Source organism: Clostridium septicum, from assembly GCF_003606265.1.
GTDB classification, from domain to species: domain Bacteria; phylum Bacillota; class Clostridia; order Clostridiales; family Clostridiaceae; genus Clostridium; species Clostridium septicum.
The window spans coordinates 92651-110543 of sequence record NZ_CP023671.1 but is presented as its reverse complement, the minus strand read 5'-3'; the positions used below and the strand labels follow the sequence as shown (position 1 = coordinate 110543).

Below are 17893 nucleotides of genomic sequence, written 5' to 3'. Positions count from 1 at the left end.
TTTATTAAAATATTGAATTTTAATATCAATATTTATTAAAGCGGGACTTTAAATTTAAGAATAAAAAGAAAGCAGGGCTAGAGTATGGAAAATAAAATAGATTATGATAAAAGAGGAATTATTTTTAATATACAAAGGTTTTCAGTAAATGATGGACCTGGAGTAAGGACTATAGTATTTTTAAAAGGTTGTCCTTTATCTTGCTTATGGTGTAGTAATCCAGAATCTCAAAATTCCTTTAAAGAGTTAATGTTTAATATAAAAAATTGTGTAGGTTGTGAAAATTGCAAAGATATTTGCAAGGAAAATGCTATTGATTTTAATAATGTTAATAGAATAGATAGAGATAAATGTATAAATTGCATTGATTGTTCAGAAGTATGTTATCCAGGAGCATTAGTTATATCAGGTGAGGAAAAAAGCGTAGAAGAGGTTATTAGTGAGTTAAAAAAAGATTCTACTCATTTTAGGCATTCAAACGGGGGGATTACTTTATCTGGTGGAGAACCATTAATGCAACCAGAGTTTACTTTAGAGCTATTAAAAGGATGTAAAGCAAATGGGTGGCATACAACTATTGAAACAACGGGTTTTGCATCTAAAGAAGTTGTTGATAAAATTATTCCTTGGGTAGATTTAATTCTTCTAGATATAAAGCATATGGATTCAGATATACATTTACAAAATACTGGACAAAGAAATGAAATTATATTAGAAAATGCAAAAAGAATTTCAGAACTTGGAGTAGATACTATAATTAGAACACCTGTAATTCCAGGATTCAATTCAGAGAAAAAAACTATTGAAAAAATAGCAAAGTTTGCAAATACTCTTAAGATGGTTAAAGAAATTCATATATTACCTTATCATAGATTAGGACTCAACAAATATAATTGTCTAGATAGAAAATATAAAATAAAAGATTATATAGTTACTCCCTCAAAGGAATATATGGATGAACTTAAAGAAACAATTGAAAATATAGGTATAAAGTGTAATATTGGAGCATTATAGTAAAAATTATTTTTTTAATTAGTTATTATACTTTTAAATAATATACTCGTAAATAAGTATAATATAAAAAATATATTGAACTAAATAATGTATTATAAATATAAAATATTTATAGCATTAAATTAAGGCATATTAGATTCTCTAATTTATTATATATATATAATTAAAACAATTATTAACTATTTAGTCTAATCATAATTCTAATTTCATAATATAAAAATGTGAGACCTTATAAATATATAAAATTTATTAAAATAAGGAGGAATTATAATGGATTTAATTGTTTTTATTCCTGTATTTGCAAGTATTGCTTTATTATTTGCAGCCTATTTAGCAGTTACAATTTTTAAGCTAGATGAGGGTGATGACTTAATGAAATCTATAGCAAAAAGTATTAGAAAAGGTGCTAATGCCTTTTTAATTCGCCAGTATAAGGGGATTTCTATATTTTTCTTAATTATGTTTATAGTATTTTTTGTATTAAGTAGACTAGGATATATGTCAATATTCGTTCCATTTGCTTTTTTAACAGGTGGATTTTTCTCAGGGCTTAGTGGTTTTCTAGGAATGAAAGTTGCTACTAATTCTAATGCAAGAACTACAAATGCAGCTAAAAATAGTTTGAATGGTGCATTAAAAGTAGCATTTTCAAGTGGATGTGTAATGGGATTAGTTGTTGTTGGGCTTGGTCTTTTAGATTTAGGAATATGGTACAACATTCTTAATTGGTATTATGATTCATTACCAGAAGCAGAACGAATAGCCCAAATAACTTCTACTATGTTGACTTTTGGTATAGGAGCTTCTTCAATGGCACTATTTGCGAGAGTTGGTGGTGGTATTTTTACAAAGGCAGCAGATGTAGGTGCAGACTTAGTAGGAAAAGTTGAAATTGGTATTCCAGAAGATGACCCAAGAAATCCAGCCGTTATAGCTGATAATGTAGGAGATAATGTAGGAGATGTGGCTGGACTTGGGGCAGATCTTTATGAATCATATGTAGGATCATTGATTTCTTCCTGTGCATTGGCTGTTGCAGCAGGTCTTGGAAGAGGAGGAGTAACTATACCATTATTAGTTGCATCTCTTGGTCTTATAGCTTCTATTTTCTCGTCTTTTTTTGTTAGGGCTAAGGAAGACTCAACACAAAAAAATTTATTAAGTGCCCTTAGAAGAGGTGTATATATATCAGGAATAATTGTTGCTATAGGATCATTTTTTATAGTTAATGGATTACTAGGAAAGAATTATATTGGAATTTATTTTAGTATATTATCAGGTCTTTTAGCTGGAATATTAATAGGATTTTTTACTGAGTATTATACAAGTGATAACTATAAACCTACTAAAAAACTTGCAGAGTCTACCAAAACAGGTCCAGCCACAACAATAATTGGAGGACTATCTCTTGGAATGTCTTCAACTGCAATGCCTGTGATAGTAGTAGGTATTTCTATTCTTGCAAGTTTTTATTTGTCAGGAGGTTATAGCGATTTTAGTTTAGGCCTTTATGGTATTGCTATATCATCAGTGGGAATGTTATCAACTTTATCAATGACACTAGCAACTGATGCTTATGGACCAGTTGCAGATAATGCTGGAGGAATAGCAGAAATGTCTAATCAAGATCCAATAGTAAGAAAAAGAACAGATGCTTTAGATTCATTAGGAAATACAACAGCAGCTACAGGAAAAGGATTTGCAATAGGATCTGCAGCTCTCACTGCTTTAGCTTTTATTGCGGCATATAAAGATTCTATTGAAAGTATCGCTAAAAGTAATAATATAGATTTTACATTTAATTTATCTGTACTTAACCCTCAAGTTTTAATAGGTTTGTTTATAGGGGGAATGATAACATTCTTATTTTCATCTAAAACTATGGATGCAGTTGGACGAGCAGCTTCTAAGATTGTTGTAGAAGTAAGAAGACAATTTAAGGAAATAGATGGTCTTATGGAAGGAAAGAATGAGCCTGATTATGGCGCATGTGTAGATATATGTACAAAATCAGCACAAAAAGAACTTATAACTATTGCAGTTATAGCTATATTAACTCCTATTTTAATTGGTTTAATATTAGGCCCCAATGGAGTCGCAGGATTACTTGCAGGTTCAACAGTAACAGGGTTTGTACTTGCTATTATGATGGCTAATTCAGGTGGAGCTTGGGATAATGCAAAAAAATATATAGAATCAGGTGTATTAGGAGGGAAAGGTTCAGATTGCCATAAAGCTGCAGTAGTTGGTGATACAGTTGGAGATCCATTTAAAGATACAACAGGACCATCTATAAATATATTAATTAAATTAATGTCTATAGTTTCAATAGTGTTTGCAACATTTATATTAAGTTTTGGAATATTATAAGAATTTTAAAGTTAAACTAAATTACAATATATATTTTTCTATATGAAAAAGTGTAATATTGATATATAATACTTAGGATAAGATATATTTTAATTAATATGGAGGAATACAAATGAGAGTAGTTTATAGAAATCCTAAGGAGTTAGCTACACATTTAAAGGATTTAGTTGATTTATATTTAGAGGATCTTTTATCTTATAATGAATTAGAAGGTAAAGTAATTAAAATTATAAAAGCTAATGAAGATAGAGTGTACAAAGGAAATACTATGCCAACAAAGTTAGCTAATGTTTTAGGTAATGAAAGAGTAGAAATTATAAATGAAATATTTAGTAAAATAAATTAATTAAAATAAATTAATTAAAATAAGACTGTACAAATGTACGGTCTTATTTTAATTAGGTAAACCTTCACTTTCATTAATTAATATATTACCACTAGAATAATATTTTTCTTCATTAAAAGAGTTTATAATACAAATATAATCTCCCATAGTATTTAATGTACTTATACACATATCTAAAATTCTATCTACATTAAGAATTAATCCAATTCCATCAATTGACAAACCTACAGATTGAAGAACCATAAATAATATTATCATTCCAACTCCAGCAACTCCTGCAGTTCCAATTGAAGCCAAGGTAGCAGTTAAAATAATTGTTAGGATTGTATTTATTCTTAAATTAATTCCATAAATTTGAGCTATAAAGATATCTGCAGCTCCTTGCATTATAGCAGTTCCATTCATGTTTATAGTAGAACCTAAAGGCATAGTAAATGATGAAATGGAATTATCAACACCCATATCATCCATTGTTTCTAAAGTAACTGGAAGAGCTGAATTACTTGAAGTTGTAGAAAATACTATAGAATCAGGTTTTATAAATTTTTTACAGGAGAAGTTTTTTCAGAGGCTAAGCAAATTGAAAGTCCTAGCAATATTGAAAAAAATATAATTTGAAGCATTTTTCCTTCAACCATTGATTTAAATGGATTAGAAGGAATTATTCCAATTAAAATCTCAGTAAAGGATTTTGAGCTAGAAATAATAGGAGTTTCAGAAACTAGATGGAATAAATCAAGACCAATACCAGGATTTATTAAAAATGCAATAAATATAGCAATGGTAATAGCTATACATGTTGTAGAAATATAAAATGTAAAAGTTTTAAATCCAACTGGACCTAATTTTTTTACATTTCCCATTGATGATGCTCCTTAAGTTAAAGATATTAACACTAAAGGAACTACCATCATCTTTATAATAGTTAAAAATCCATCACTTAGTATTTTAATAATACCATTTAAAAGAACAGTATCTAGCAGAAAGCTAGATGGAATTGATCTAATTAATAAGGCAAATATTAAGACAGTAAACATTCAAAGGAATATTTTATATGTAAGACCTAAAGTTTTTTTCATATAGTATCATCCTTTATTTATATAAGTATATTTTACATATTTAATACAAAATTGGAAAGTTATTTTTGCAAGTGAAGTTGTCAGATAAATTTAATACTTGTATTTAATATACTCGTAAATGATATAAAATAAAAATTTACAAAAAAAACAACCATTTGATATAATAAAAAATAAAAATAAAATAGGAGAATGTAATGATAAATAAATTAAAAATTATATTTAATAAATTTGATCCGTATATAAATGGTTGGGAATACATGAAAAGAGCATCAGTTGCAATTATAATACTTGAAGAAAATGGAGAAGAAAATGTTATTTTTCAAGTAAGATCAAAGAAAATGAAAAGTCAACCAGGAGATATATCTTTTACAGGCGGTAAAATAGACAAAGATGAAACGCCTAAAGAAGCCATTGTTAGGGAGATTTGGGAAGAAATTGGGTTAGATATTAATGATTTTGATATAATAACTGAATTAGATACATTAGTAACTCACTACGGATTAATAATACATCCATTTATAGTATATATAAAAAATATGAATAATATAAAAATAAACAAAAGTGAAGTAGATCATATATTTTCAGTACCTCTTAAATTTTTATATGAAAATAAGCCTACGATAATTAATAATGAAATATTAATAAAAAGAAATGAAAAATTTCCATTTGAATTAATAAATAATGGAGAAAATTATAAATTTAAAAATGGAATTTATCCATCATTATTTTATATATATAATGAATATGTTATCTGGGGGATAACAGCTAAAATACTAGAAAACTTTATAAAAGAGCTAAATAAAAAAAATTATTTTAAATAAAAGAAAGGGATATGAATATTATCCTTTTCTTTTATTTTTTAAATTGATTAGTTTTTCCCATAATATAAGCTAATTTAATCATTTCTTTTTCAGTAGTAGTTAAAGATTTACTATACATTTTTTCAAATTGACTAAATAATTTATCATAATCAATATTTAATTTGTTAGAAGTTGACTTACTATTATATATTTTAAAATTATAAATTGATGGTTTAATATTAGAATTATACACTTTTTTAAAGACTTCAGCAGTATAGTAAGCATCATTAAAAGCATTATGTAAATCTTTATCTAATTCAATATTATAAATTTCTAGTGCTTTACTAAGACCTATTTTGATTCCTTTAGGGCACTTAAGTTTCTTTGAAATAATTTTTTGTAAATCTATATATCTAATTTCTAATGAATCTATATTTATTTTATGAAATTTCATATTTCTAACAATTTCTTTAATATCAGTAGTTCCCCATACTATAAAAATACTATCCTTTGATTTAGCAAACTCAAAAAAATTTTTTATAATTATGCTAAAATCATCAGATTTAATTAAGTCTTCATCTTTAATTCCAGTAAGCTCTCTTACAAATGGATGAATGTAGGGATAAACAGTAGGTTTAATTAGCCTATCAAAGTAGTTAATGTTGTTTAAATATTCATCTAACTTTATAGCGCCTATCTGAATTATTTCAAATGGACATAAAGAATTTGTAATTATTTTATTTTCATCTGTTGGGTCATAGCATTGGTTAAATTCTAAATCAAATACAATATAAGACATAATATCACTCCTAAAGTCAAGAATATTGTTAATTATATCATTAAAATATTAAATGTGAATAAAAATATAAATTTTATATAGTAAACAAAAATACTTTTTATGATATAATTTGTAAGAGCAAACAAGGTAAAGCACGAAGGGGTAGTTACTATGAAAAAATTTAACATTAAAGTATTAAAGCAACAAAATATGTTTTTATTAACCTTTATATTTTTATTATTGAAAAATATATTATTTTTAGGGTTAGTAACAACATCAGGAGGAGAATTGAAAATTAATATTTTTAGCCTAAGTTTTTTTAGTGCATTTATATTAATTTTTATGTCATTTGGCTATTTTTTAAAAGAAAAACCACAAAAAATATATTATATTTTAATAAACTTAATAATAAGTTTATTTTTAATATTTGATATATGGTATTTTAGAGCAACAAATGGATTTTTAGGATTAAAATTAATATTTTTTAATGATTTAATAAATCCATTTAATAAAAGCTTAATTAATTTTAACTTAATAGATAGTTTATTTTTAATAGATATTATTAGTATTATAATTTTAATAAAAAATAAAACTATAAATTTTTCAGCAAGAAGAAGTTACATTAAAGGTATTTTAATATTGAGCCTATCATTTTTGGTTATATTTGGTTTTAATAGGGCTTTTGATATAAAAGATTTATCAGATGGAGAAATTAGCTTTTTTAAAACTGAATGGGCACAATATATAACTATGAATAATTTAGGACCGATAGGATTTCATGTTTATGAAGCTGATAACACTTTAAAAAAATTATTTACAAAAGAAAATAAAGAGGATAAAGAACAAATAGAAAGCTGGTTAAAATATAATAATGAAAATTTACCTGATAACAATTATAAAGGAATGCTTAAAGGAAAAAACGTTGTATTTTTACAAATTGAATCATTAGAAAACTTTGTTATTGGTAAAGAAATATTTGGACAACCTATAACGCCTAATTTAAATAGACTTATAGAGAATTCATTATATTTTAATAATATATATGAACAAAACAATGGTGCAAATAGTATAGATTGCGATGTTTTAATTAATGCTTCTACATTTACATTAGGAGATTGTATAACAGCTCTTGATTATCCAGAAACAAAATACAATTCTTTTCCAGCAGTTTTAGGTGAAAATGGATATCATACTTTTTCAACTCATATAGAAAAAGGGTCTGATTGGGGATTTGGTGAGCTTCATAAAAACGGATTTGGTTTTAAAGAAATATGGGATATTCGAGAATATAAAAAGGATGAATATGCAGGTTTTGGTTTGTCAGATAGAACTACATTAACACAGTTTTATAACAAATTAGCTACATTAAAACAACCATTTTATGGTGTAATCAGCACCTTAACAAGTCATGGACCTTTTGATATACAAGATGAGTATAGAAGTTTATCATTACCTAAATGGTTAGATGAAAATTATCTTGGAGGATATTTTCAAAGTATAAATTATACAGATAAGCAAATAGGTATGTTTATTTCACTTTTAGAAGAAAGTGGTTTAATGGAAAATACAGTTGTTGTAATTTATGGAGACCACGGTGGCGTTCATAAATATTATAATGATAAAATTCAAGATTTACCTTTAGAAGGAGATTGGTGGAGAAGTTATGAAAAGAAAATCCCATTTATTATTTATTCTAAGAACAATAAAGGTGAAACTTTTAATGTAAATGGAGGACATGTAGATATAGCTCCAACTTTATTATATTTATTAGGAATTGATGATAAATATTATAAAGAAAAATTAATGGGAAGAGTTCTTGTAAACACTAATAGAAATGCAACTGTAATTAAGGGAAATGAAATAAAGGGTACTCCAAAAGATGAAAAAGAAGAAGAACATTTAAAAAATGCCTATAAAATTGGAGAAAAAATAATAAAAGGTAGATATTTTAATTAATAATTTAAATTGTAATTAATATATTATGAATGTTTACTTTAAAACTATATAGTGTTAGAATTATTCGGTAATATTTATAGATAACATATGAAGAATGAGGAGGAAAAATCTTGAAGAAATATTTTAATTTAACAACCTATATTGTGTTTGGGGTTGCTAGTGTATTAACAACATTTTATTTCCCTTATCTAAATCAACATGTAGGATTGTCTTTAACACAGGTTGGTGGGGTAGTTTCTGTAGGAGCATTATTTACATTAATTGCACAACCAATTTTATCAAATCAATTTTCCAAGGTTAAAAATAGAAATAGATTTATTTTAATATATTTAGCTTTTGTGTTTTTTGCAATAATAGGGTTAATTGTTATAAATAAAGATTTAGCTATTATATTTGCACCTATCTATGGAGGAGTCCTAGCTCCAATAACAGGTATATTTGAAATATATATAGAAGATTTATGTGTTAAAAAGGGATATGAGTTTTCTGATATTAGAAAATGGGGTTCAATAGGATATGGTTGTATTGTTTTATTAGGAGGAGGAATAATAGCCAAATTTGGTTATAGAATACTTCACATTTTGGCATTATCAATGATAATTATAATGGCATTAATTATCATATTTAAGTTTGAAAATACAGAAATAAAAATAGAAAACTTATCAAAAGTTGGATTTAAAGACTTAATTAAAGATAAAAATATAGTACTTTTAGCCCTAATAGTATTTTTAAGTATTGGTAGTTATACAGGGTTAGACTTTGCTTATTCATCATATTTAGTAGACGTAACTAAGAACATTGATTTAGCTAATAAGATATATAGTGGGTCTATAGGGTTTAGAGTTTTTATAGAGTTCTTATCTTTTATGCTTGTTACTAAATATTTATCAAAAGCTAATAGTAAAAAGTGTATAATGATGGCATTTACAATAGCTTCAATTAAAATAATGTTATTTTCAACAGGTGTACTTCCGCTTATAGTACTAGGAGACCAGTTACATGGAGTTATGTATAGTTTATATTTAACGTTTATCTTTAAGTATTTAAGAGAAGTAACAGATGAAAAGATAGTGCCTAGTGCTTTTGCTATATTATCAGTTTTAAGTAGTGGAGGAGCCAATTTTATATATCCAGCTATATATAGTTTTGTACAAGAAAAATTTGGATACGGCTTAATGTATTTATTAGGATTTATATTAATTATTCTTGCAATAGTATTAACATATACGTTACTTCCTAAAGGAAAAATGAATAAAACCTCTAATAATGATTTAAATATATAATAATTAGATAAAAAAGTACCCTTATGAATTAATGCATAAGGGTACTTTTTTTATTTAATAGTGAAATTTATTATCAATTAATGTTGATATATAAAGTCGGATATGATAATTTAGTACAAAGAAATGATAATCGTTATCAACAAATAATTTGTAAAGATGGAGGGGATTATGAAAAAAATTATTATTATCAATTATGATTGGGGTAATATCTTTAGGGATATTAGCTGGATGTGGAAAGGAAGAATTATCAGATAAGTCAAATTCAGGAGTTTTAAATCTATATACAAGTAGACATTATGATACTGATGATGCTTTATATGAAGAGTTCACTAAGGAGACTGGAGTTAAAATAAATGTAGTTAAAGGGGAACCAGATGCTCTTCTAGAAAGGTTAGAAAGAGAAGGTAAGGATACTGAGGCAGATTTATTAATAACAGCTGATGCAGGTAGATTATATGCTGCTAAAGAAAAAAAGCTTTTACAACCAGTTGAGTCAAAAGTTGTAGATGAAAATATTCCATCAAATTTAAGAGATAAAGATAATGAATGGTTTGGTTTGGCAGTTAGAGCAAGAGTCTTAGTTTATTCTAAAGAAAGAGTAAACCCAGAAGAATTATCAACTTATGAAGAATTAATTGACTCTAAATGGTCAGGCAAAATATTAACTAGATCATCTACTAATATATACAATCAATCATTAGTTGCATCTATGATAGCAATAAACGGAGAAGAAGCTACTGAAAAATGGGCTAAAGAATTAGTTAAAAACTTTGCTAGAGATCCAAAAGGAAGTGATAGAGATCAAGCTAAGGCTGTAGCTGCAGGTGAAGGTGATATTGCAATAATGAATACATATTATGTAGGAAAATTAATAGATTCTAAAGATTCAGAAGAAGTTAAAGTAGGAGAAAAGGTAGGCGTATTTTTCCCAAATCAAAATACTACAGGTACTCATGTAAATGTTAGTGCGATAGGTTTAACTAAATATAGTAAAAATAAGGAAAATGCAATTAAGTTTATAGAGTTTTTAACTTCTGAAAAAGCTCAAAAACAATTTGCTGAAACTAATTTCGAATATCCTGCAAATCCTAAAGTTGAATCTGCAGAACTTTTAAAATCATGGGGAGAATTTAAGCCACAAGATATAAATTTATCAGCTCTTGGAGAATATAATGCTAAAGCAGTTGAAATAATGAATAAAGTTGGATGGAAATAATAATGAATATCAAAAAACTTAAAAGAGGATTTAAAAAAGATTTTAATATATGGGCTCTTTTAAGTACATTAGGGGTAGTGCTTATTCTTGCACCTACCCTTGATGTTTTATTAAAAATATTTGAAGAGCCTAATGAAAACTGGTATCATGTTAAAGAATTTTTACTTAAGGACTATACAATAAATTCGTTGAAAATAGCATTTTTTACTGCAATATTTACTTTAATACTTGGAGTTGTTTTAGCTTGGCTAATTAGTATGTATGATTTTCCATTTAGAAAATTTTTTAGTTTATCATTAGTACTACCAATTGCTATACCTGGATATATAGCCGCATATACATATGCTGGAATCTTTAGTTATACTGGTATTATTCAAAAAACTTTAAGAAATAATTTTTCCATATTTTTAGACCCAAAGTATTTTGATATTATGTCGTTAAAGGGAGCTGTATTTATATTTACATTTTTTCTTTTTCCATATGTATATATAACAACCAAGGCATTTTTAGAAAATCAAAGTTCAGCATTAATAGAAAATGCTAGAATGCTAGGACATAATTCATTTTCTATATTTACAAAAATAATACTTCCAATCTCAAGGCCATCAATAATAGCAGGTGTAAGTTTAGTAATATTAGAAGTTTTTAGTGATTATGGAGTTGTTAATTATTTTGGAGTAAGTACATTTTCAACAGCCATATTTAAAACATGGTATGGAATGGGTGATATAGATACAGCAGTTAAATTAAGCGGAATATTAATGATTTTTGTTGTAGCCATTTTTATTTTTGAGAATATATTAAGAGGGCGAAGAAAATATTCCTCATCAAATAGTAAAGTAAGACCTTTGAAAAGACAAAAATTAAGTGGTAAAAAAGCTTTAATAGCCTTTTTAAGTTGCTTTATAGTATTTTTAATATCATTTTTAATACCAGTTCTTCAATTGATATCATGGGCTATTTTTAGTTATAAAAATGTTTTAAATCATGATTTTCTAAAACTATTAAGGAATACTATTTTAGTAGCAAGTATAGCAACTTTAATAATAATAATTGTATCTATTATTATAGGTAACTTTTGTAGAATAAATAAGTCTAAGATATCGAAAATATTTTCAAAAATTGCAACTCTTGGATATTCAATTCCAGGAGCAATAATAGCAATTTCAGTAATAGTATTTTTTATATCAATAGATAGAAGTTTAGTAGATATATATATAATCTTTGGTGTTACTAGTAAGACTCTTATTTTAAGCAGTTCACTAACTATGTTAATTTTTGCATATATAATTAGATTTCTAGCAGTTGGATTTAATAATGTACAAGCAGGATTTGAAAAAGTAGGATTTAAATATTTTGAAGCATCAAGATTACTTGGATATGGAATTACTGAAACTTTTCTGAAAGTGGATTTAAATATGATAAAAGGTGCTATAGTAAGTGGAGGAATTCTTACGTTTATTGATATAATAAAAGAACTTCCATTAACTATGACATTAAGACCTTTTAATTTTGATACATTAGCAACAAAAGCTTATGAATTTGCAAATGATGAAAGAGTATATGAAGCTGCAATTCCTTCTTTAATAATTATAGGAATTAGTATGATTTCAATATTTATTTTTCATAATATAAGTAAAAATAGGAGGGAAAAGAGTGCAAGTTAAGATAAAAGATTTAAGTTTTAAGTATGATAACTCTAAAGATATGATTATAGATAAATTTTCATTAAATATAGAAAAAGGTGAGATAGTAGCTATTTTAGGAGCTAGTGGATGTGGAAAAAGCACTATTTTACGTTTAATTGCAGGACTTGAAGAGCCTTATAGCGGAGAAATTATACTTGGTAACAAAATAGTAGTTACTGATGAAAAGTTTGTATCTCCAGAAGATAGAGAGGTTGGAATGGTATTTCAAGACTATGCATTATTTCCACATTTAAATGTTTATGAAAACATAAAGTTTGGCTTACATAAAATTTCTAAAAAGGAACAAAAGGAAATAGTTGAAAATATGATTAAACTTGTGAATTTAGAGGGGTATGAAAATAGATATCCTTATGAATTATCAGGTGGCCAACAACAAAGAGTAGCTTTAGCGAGAGCATTAGCTCCAAAACCAGTAATAATTTTAATGGATGAACCTTTCAGTAATTTAGATAGTCATTTAAGAGGAAAAATAAGAGAAGAACTTAAAGAAATAATAAAAAAATCAAAAACTACTTGCATTTTTGTTACTCATGATATTGAAGATGTAAAAGCTATAAGTGATAGAGTAGTTAAAGTATAAAAATAGGTTAACTGATTAATCAGTTAACCTATTTTTATACTTTTAAGTTTTTAAATCAAATTTAACTTTACATTTAGTACATGTTACAATAATATTTCCCTTACCTTTAGGTAATCTTAATTTTTGTTTGCAGTTTGGGCATTTAGTTATTTTATAACCTTTATTTTTATTTCTTTGCTGTTTAAATATATTAACTAAAAGATATATAGAATTAAAATCAATAATAGGAATTGATTTAGGTATAGATTTTCCAAATTTATTTAAAACTTTATTTAAGTAAAAAATAAATTTATCTAATTCATCTCTTCTTTTATACTTATTTTTAGAAAAACATCTAAAAATAGCTAAAAGTACAAATAAAAGACCTAATATCTTAGTTAAATTAAATATATTAAAAATAGAACCTAAAAAAATTAAAAATATAGAAAGAATATCAATTCCATAGGCGTTTCTTAAAAATCTCATGTAAATCACTCCTATAAATATGTAATAAGGCTATTATAATATAAAATGATAGTTTGGACAAATAACTAATTTATGTATATTTTGTAATACATGTAGATAGAATAACAATGACTCTTCTATTAAGGACAAATTAAACTTAAATTAATAATCTGTTCACTAAATAACTTGATTTTTAGTATATAATCGTATAAACAATATAGAAAGGATTTGAAGAAGTGTTAGAAAAACTAAAATTAGAAAGTAAATATATAAGATATGGATTATATATAATTTTAGCAATATTATTACTTTTTTTAGGCTATAAAATAATAGATAATGGAAGTTATTTAATAGATATTACAAAATCTAATATATATAATTTTTTTAGAATGATTTCGCCGATTTTTTATGCTTTTCTTATCTCATATTTATTATTTAAGCCAGTAGTATTTTTTCAAAATTTAATATCAAAATTATATAGTAGCATTACAAAAAGGAAAATTAACGATAGAATTTATAAAATCTCTAGAGTTTTAGGAATAATTATAATGTTTGTAATTATTAGTATATCTATAGCTTTAGTTATAAATTTTGTAATACCTCCAATAGTTGAAAATATAAAAATACTACTTAGTAAACTACCAGAATATCAAACACAAATGAAAATATGGATTGAAGAAATAGTAGGATTTTTTAATAAAAATAATATGGATATACAAGCTACAGGTGAACTAGCTACAGGCGTTACAGATAAATTATTTTTAGTTGGAAATAAAACACTAGCTTTTATTGCAAATAGTGTAACTACTCTTAGTTCCTTAATATTAGATCTAATATTAACTATTATACTTACATTTTATTTTCTTAAAGATAAGGAAGTTCTTTTTAAAAACTTTAAAAAAATTAGAGATGTAGTTATGCCAAAAAAATTTGGTAGGGCATTAACTATTTTCGTTAATGATATAGATGAAATCGTAGGTAAATTTTTAGTTGCAGAAATATTAGACTCTGTAATAGTAGGGGTAGTTTCAACTATACTGATGTTACTTATAAGACATCCTTTTTATATTTTAATTGGATGTGTTGCCGGACTTACAAATATAATACCATATGTAGGACCAATTATAGGAGCTGCTTTAGCTTTTGGACTTGGAATATTTAGTAGTTTAGGACTTGGAGTAAGTGGAGCTATTTTACTTCTTTTATATCAGCAAATAGATGGTAACTTTGTTCAACCAAAAATAGTAGGAGATAAAGTAGGATTAATACCTGTTTGGATATTAATTGCAGTACTAATTGGAGGAAGTTATTTTGGCGCTATAGGAATGATTTTATCTATACCAGTAGCTGGTTTAATTAGGATTTATTTTAATAGATATGCAAAGTATAAAAATATAATATGAAATTTAGGAAATTTTTACTGTTAAACAAGCTATTTATATGATATAATTCATATTAGATTTTTTATGGAGGTAGTTTGATATGAAACATATAAAAACAGTAAATAAGACAAATATTAAAAATAGTTTAGCTAAACCTGGATGTAAAGAATGTGCAAACTCATGCCAATCAGCGTGTAAGACTTCATGTACAGTTGCAAACTTAGAATGTGAAAACTAATATTTAAGCAGTAGCAATTAAGCTGCTGCTAATTTTTTTTAATATTTAATTTATTAATGGAGGATATAATAATGGCGTTAATTCATAAATTCAAACAAGGAGAAAATTTCTTCATTTTAGATGTAAATACAGGTGCTGTTCATATAGTTGATGAATTAGTATATGATTTAGTTGATGAAGATAAAATGAGAAATAAGGAAGAACTTATCGCTGAATTTAGTAAAAAGTATGGAGAAGATGTTATTTCAGAAGCTTATGATGAAATAATGGAACTTATAGATGAAGACATCCTTTATTCAAAGGATCAGTATGAAGATATAGCTCACAGTTCAATGGATGATAGAGATTACATAAAAGCTGTATGTTTAAATATAATTCATGGATGTAATTTAAGATGTAAATATTGCTTTGCAGATGAAGGAGAATATAACGGAAATAAAGGTGTTATGTCTCTTGAAACTGCTAAAAAAGCAATAGATTATGTAGTAAAAAGAAGTGGTCCAAGAAAAAATATAGAAATTGATCTTTTTGGTGGAGAGCCAACTATGATAATGGATACAATTAAAGGTATCATAAAATATGCAAGAGAAAACGAAAAATCTTGGAAAAAAAATATTAGATTTACAATGACAACAAATGCTACTCTTTTAAATGATGATATGATGGATTTCATGGATAAAGAAATGGGTAACATAATACTTTCATTAGATGGAAGAAAGTGTGTAAATGATAATGTTAGAATTAAAATAGATGGCAGTGGATCATATGATGATATTATTCCAAATATAAAGAAAATGATTAAAAAGAGAACAGAAGGTAAAACCTATTATGTAAGAGGGACATTTACTAGAGCTAATACTGATTTTTATGAAGATGTAATGGCTATGATTAATGAAGGCTTTAGAGAAATTTCTATAGAACCTGTTGTTTTAGAAAATGGACATCCCCTTGCTTTAAGAGAAGAGGACTTAGAAGAAATATTTGAAAATTATGATAAACTATATGATGAAATGTCTAGAAGAAAGAAAGAAAATAATGATGTGTTTAATTTCTATCATTTCAACATAAGCCTAAATGGTGGACCATGTGTTTATAAAAGAATTTCAGGGTGTGGTGCAGGATTTGAGTATGTTGCAATAACACCACAAGGTGATGTTTATCCATGTCATCAATTTGTAGGAAAAGATGAATTCAAACTTGGTACTATATACGATGATACTTATAACACAAGCCTTGGAAAAGAATTTAAAAAAGCTCATATATATAATAAACCTAAATGTAAAGAGTGTTGGGCTAGATTCTATTGTAGTGGTGGATGTCAAGCTAATAACTTTAATTTTAACGGAGATATGAAGATACCATATGAAATTGGTTGTAAAATGCAAAAGAAAAGAATTGAGTGTGCTATTGCATTAAAAGCTGAATAATAAGAATCTTGGAGGTATATTTTGGTAGAGTATATCTTAAAAAATAATATAAAGTTAGTATATAAAAAAACTACATCAAGTTTAACTTCTATTTCTATATCTTTAGGCGCAGGGGCTGCTATGGACGGAAAAAAACTAGGAATAGCCCATGCTACTGAACATATGGTTTACAAAGGAACAAAGAATAGAAGTGAAGCTGAAATCAATAGGGAATTAAGTGATATTTTTGGGTTTCAAAATGCTATGACTAATTATCCATATGTAATTTATTATGGAACTCTTTTAAATGATGATTTTAAAGCGGGAATATCTTTATTTAAAGATATTCTTGTAAATCCAGAGTTTAAAGAAGATGGTTTTAATGAGGAAATGCAAGTAATTATTGAGGAGCTTAAGGAATGGGATGAAGAATTAGATCAATATATTGAAGATAAGCTTTTTCTAAATTCTTTTAGTAATAGAAGATTAAAGAATCCTATTATAGGAAAGTTAAGTACTTTAAAAGAAATGACTTTAAAAGATATAAGAAACTTTTATAATAAGTATTATGTTCCAAGCAATACTTCAATAGCAGTAATATCCTCTTTAAATTTTGATTATGTAAAAAAAGTAATAGAAGAAGAATTTAATAGTTGGGAAGATAAAAAATTACTTAAAGAAAAAGAATTATATGAAAGCCCTAAATGTGAAATCTTTTATAATTATAGAGAAGGTATAAAAACTTGTAAAGTAGAGATTATATATTCTATTCATAACTTAACAGAAAAAGAATTAAAGGCCTTAACCATATTTGATGAATATTTTGGAAAAGGAGTAAACTCAATTCTTTACGATACATTAAGGACTAAAAATGGCCTTATTTATGATGTACTTACTAAGATATCTTTAGAAAGTCATATAAAATTATATAAGATAAATTTTAGTACTTCAAAAGAAAATCTAGATTATTCATTAAAGTTGATTAATGATTGTATAGATAACATAGTTAATTTAAAAGATATGCTAACTGAAGAAGATAAAAAAAGATTAATTAAAGGCATTAAATTAAAAAGGTTATTTAGAGAAGAACAAAATATAATTTTAGCTAAAGAACTTTCTACTTATGGAACAATGTTTAATGATTTTAATAGATATTTAGATGAAATTAATAATCTAGAGGATATGGAAATTGATTTTATAATTGATGTTGCAATAAAAGTATTAAAAAAACCTTCTATAGAAATAATATTAGGTAAATAGTTTATAATATAAAGGAATGAAGTAAATTTTCA

General features: G+C 25.9%; 18 protein-coding genes. 13 read left to right on the top strand and 5 right to left on the bottom strand.

Annotation, left to right across the window (positions count from 1 at the left end; all coding sequences use genetic code 11):
* Positions 1 to 84 precede the first annotated feature (84 nt).
* From CP523_RS00470 to CP523_RS00460, 3 genes are all read left to right on the top strand, one after another.
* The gene (locus CP523_RS00470; RefSeq protein WP_066676304.1) at positions 85 to 1014 is read left to right on the top strand and encodes a glycyl-radical enzyme activating protein; all 930 of its coding nucleotides are present in this window, start codon (positions 85 to 87) and stop codon (positions 1012 to 1014) included.
* Positions 1015 to 1284: 270 nt separating this feature from the next.
* Complete coding sequence (locus tag CP523_RS00465) at positions 1285 to 3384, top strand: sodium-translocating pyrophosphatase (RefSeq protein ID WP_066676302.1); 2100 nt, start codon at positions 1285 to 1287, stop codon at positions 3382 to 3384.
* Between the two features lie 112 nt (positions 3385 to 3496).
* Positions 3497 to 3730, top strand: coding sequence for a TIGR04540 family protein (locus CP523_RS00460; protein ID WP_066676300.1), 234 nt, complete (start codon positions 3497 to 3499; stop codon positions 3728 to 3730).
* A gap of 48 nt (positions 3731 to 3778) precedes the next feature.
* Here the strand turns inward: CP523_RS00460 and CP523_RS16265 are convergent, their stop codons facing one another.
* The 3 genes from CP523_RS16265 to CP523_RS16255 are packed head-to-tail and all read right to left on the bottom strand — an operon-like array spanning position 3779 to position 4767.
* Complete coding sequence (locus CP523_RS16265; RefSeq protein WP_242871375.1) at positions 3779 to 4255, bottom strand: dicarboxylate/amino acid:cation symporter; 477 nt, start codon at positions 4253 to 4255, stop codon at positions 3779 to 3781.
* An 11-nt stretch (positions 4256 to 4266) separates the two neighbouring features.
* Complete coding sequence (locus tag CP523_RS16260) at positions 4267 to 4593, bottom strand: cation:dicarboxylate symporter family transporter (protein ID WP_066676296.1); 327 nt, start codon at positions 4591 to 4593, stop codon at positions 4267 to 4269.
* A 12-nt stretch (positions 4594 to 4605) separates the two neighbouring features.
* On the bottom strand, positions 4606 to 4767 hold the full coding sequence (locus tag CP523_RS16255; protein ID WP_227909502.1) for a hypothetical protein: 162 nt from the start codon (positions 4765 to 4767) through the stop codon (positions 4606 to 4608).
* 236 nt (positions 4768 to 5003) lie between these two features.
* On the opposite strand from CP523_RS16255, the gene CP523_RS00450 reads away from it, so the two are divergent.
* Positions 5004 to 5630 carry an NUDIX hydrolase gene (locus tag CP523_RS00450; RefSeq protein ID WP_066676294.1) on the top strand — a complete coding sequence of 209 codons (627 nt, stop codon included), beginning with the start codon at positions 5004 to 5006 and terminating at the stop codon, positions 5628 to 5630.
* A gap of 31 nt (positions 5631 to 5661) precedes the next feature.
* Here CP523_RS00450 and CP523_RS00445 read toward each other — a convergent pair whose 3' ends face one another.
* Positions 5662 to 6408, bottom strand: a complete 747-nt coding sequence (locus tag CP523_RS00445) for a 3'-5' exonuclease (protein WP_066676292.1) — start codon at positions 6406 to 6408, stop codon at positions 5662 to 5664.
* A 150-nt stretch (positions 6409 to 6558) separates the two neighbouring features.
* Between CP523_RS00445 and CP523_RS00440 the strand changes: the two genes are divergently transcribed.
* From CP523_RS00440 to CP523_RS00420, 5 genes are all read left to right on the top strand, one after another.
* Complete coding sequence (locus CP523_RS00440; RefSeq protein ID WP_066676289.1) at positions 6559 to 8343, top strand: LTA synthase family protein; 1785 nt, start codon at positions 6559 to 6561, stop codon at positions 8341 to 8343.
* Positions 8344 to 8453: 110 nt separating this feature from the next.
* Positions 8454 to 9626 carry an MFS transporter gene (locus CP523_RS00435; RefSeq protein WP_120140409.1) on the top strand — a complete coding sequence of 391 codons (1173 nt, stop codon included), beginning with the start codon at positions 8454 to 8456 and terminating at the stop codon, positions 9624 to 9626.
* Between the two features lie 193 nt (positions 9627 to 9819).
* Positions 9820 to 10842 (top strand): Fe(3+) ABC transporter substrate-binding protein, encoded by a 1023-nt coding sequence (locus CP523_RS00430; RefSeq protein ID WP_120140408.1) that lies wholly within the window; start codon positions 9820 to 9822, stop codon positions 10840 to 10842.
* 2 nt (positions 10843 to 10844) lie between these two features.
* Positions 10845 to 12509: an ABC transporter permease gene (locus tag CP523_RS00425; protein ID WP_120140407.1), complete on the top strand. Its 1665-nt coding sequence runs from the start codon at positions 10845 to 10847 to the stop codon at positions 12507 to 12509.
* Positions 12499 to 13131 carry an ABC transporter ATP-binding protein gene (locus tag CP523_RS00420; protein ID WP_066678158.1) on the top strand — a complete coding sequence of 211 codons (633 nt, stop codon included), beginning with the start codon at positions 12499 to 12501 and terminating at the stop codon, positions 13129 to 13131. Before CP523_RS00425 ends, CP523_RS00420 begins: the two co-directional genes overlap by 11 nt.
* A gap of 42 nt (positions 13132 to 13173) precedes the next feature.
* Here the strand turns inward: CP523_RS00420 and CP523_RS00415 are convergent, their stop codons facing one another.
* Positions 13174 to 13596 carry a hypothetical protein gene (locus tag CP523_RS00415; RefSeq protein ID WP_066678156.1) on the bottom strand — a complete coding sequence of 141 codons (423 nt, stop codon included), beginning with the start codon at positions 13594 to 13596 and terminating at the stop codon, positions 13174 to 13176.
* 215 nt (positions 13597 to 13811) lie between these two features.
* On the opposite strand from CP523_RS00415, the gene CP523_RS00410 reads away from it, so the two are divergent.
* The 4 genes from CP523_RS00410 to CP523_RS00395 all read left to right on the top strand — a co-directional run bounded on the left by CP523_RS00410 (position 13812) and on the right by CP523_RS00395 (position 17861).
* Complete coding sequence (locus CP523_RS00410; RefSeq protein ID WP_120140406.1) at positions 13812 to 14978, top strand: AI-2E family transporter; 1167 nt, start codon at positions 13812 to 13814, stop codon at positions 14976 to 14978.
* A gap of 79 nt (positions 14979 to 15057) precedes the next feature.
* The gene (gene scfA / locus CP523_RS00405; protein ID WP_066678151.1) at positions 15058 to 15195 is read left to right on the top strand and encodes a six-cysteine ranthipeptide SCIFF; all 138 of its coding nucleotides are present in this window, start codon (positions 15058 to 15060) and stop codon (positions 15193 to 15195) included.
* A gap of 71 nt (positions 15196 to 15266) precedes the next feature.
* Positions 15267 to 16622, top strand: coding sequence for a thioether cross-link-forming SCIFF peptide maturase (gene scfB, locus CP523_RS00400; RefSeq protein WP_120140405.1), 1356 nt, complete (start codon positions 15267 to 15269; stop codon positions 16620 to 16622).
* 21 nt (positions 16623 to 16643) lie between these two features.
* Positions 16644 to 17861 carry a M16 family metallopeptidase gene (locus CP523_RS00395; protein ID WP_120140404.1) on the top strand — a complete coding sequence of 406 codons (1218 nt, stop codon included), beginning with the start codon at positions 16644 to 16646 and terminating at the stop codon, positions 17859 to 17861.
* Positions 17862 to 17893: the final 32 nt, after the last annotated feature.

Excerpts from the sequence above, each read along its gene's own strand:
- CP523_RS00450 (WP_066676294.1), top strand. The coding sequence starts at position 5,004 with ATGATAAATAAATTAAAAATTATATTTAATAAATTTGATCCGTATATA.
- CP523_RS00465 (WP_066676302.1), top strand. The coding sequence starts at position 1,285 with ATGGATTTAATTGTTTTTATTCCTGTATTTGCAAGTATTGCTTTATTA.
- CP523_RS00440 (WP_066676289.1), top strand. The coding sequence starts at position 6,559 with ATGAAAAAATTTAACATTAAAGTATTAAAGCAACAAAATATGTTTTTA.
- CP523_RS00415 (WP_066678156.1), bottom strand. The coding sequence starts at position 13,596 with ATGAGATTTTTAAGAAACGCCTATGGAATTGATATTCTTTCTATATTT.
- scfB (WP_120140405.1), top strand. The coding sequence starts at position 15,267 with ATGGCGTTAATTCATAAATTCAAACAAGGAGAAAATTTCTTCATTTTA.
- CP523_RS00430 (WP_120140408.1), top strand. The coding sequence starts at position 9,820 with ATGATTGGGGTAATATCTTTAGGGATATTAGCTGGATGTGGAAAGGAA.
- CP523_RS16255 (WP_227909502.1), bottom strand. The coding sequence starts at position 4,767 with ATGTTTACTGTCTTAATATTTGCCTTATTAATTAGATCAATTCCATCT.
- CP523_RS00460 (WP_066676300.1), top strand. The coding sequence starts at position 3,497 with ATGAGAGTAGTTTATAGAAATCCTAAGGAGTTAGCTACACATTTAAAG.
- CP523_RS00470 (WP_066676304.1), top strand. The coding sequence starts at position 85 with ATGGAAAATAAAATAGATTATGATAAAAGAGGAATTATTTTTAATATA.
- CP523_RS00445 (WP_066676292.1), bottom strand. The coding sequence starts at position 6,408 with ATGTCTTATATTGTATTTGATTTAGAATTTAACCAATGCTATGACCCA.
- scfA (WP_066678151.1), top strand. The coding sequence starts at position 15,058 with ATGAAACATATAAAAACAGTAAATAAGACAAATATTAAAAATAGTTTA.
- CP523_RS00425 (WP_120140407.1), top strand. The coding sequence starts at position 10,845 with ATGAATATCAAAAAACTTAAAAGAGGATTTAAAAAAGATTTTAATATA.
- CP523_RS16260 (WP_066676296.1), bottom strand. The coding sequence starts at position 4,593 with ATGGGAAATGTAAAAAAATTAGGTCCAGTTGGATTTAAAACTTTTACA.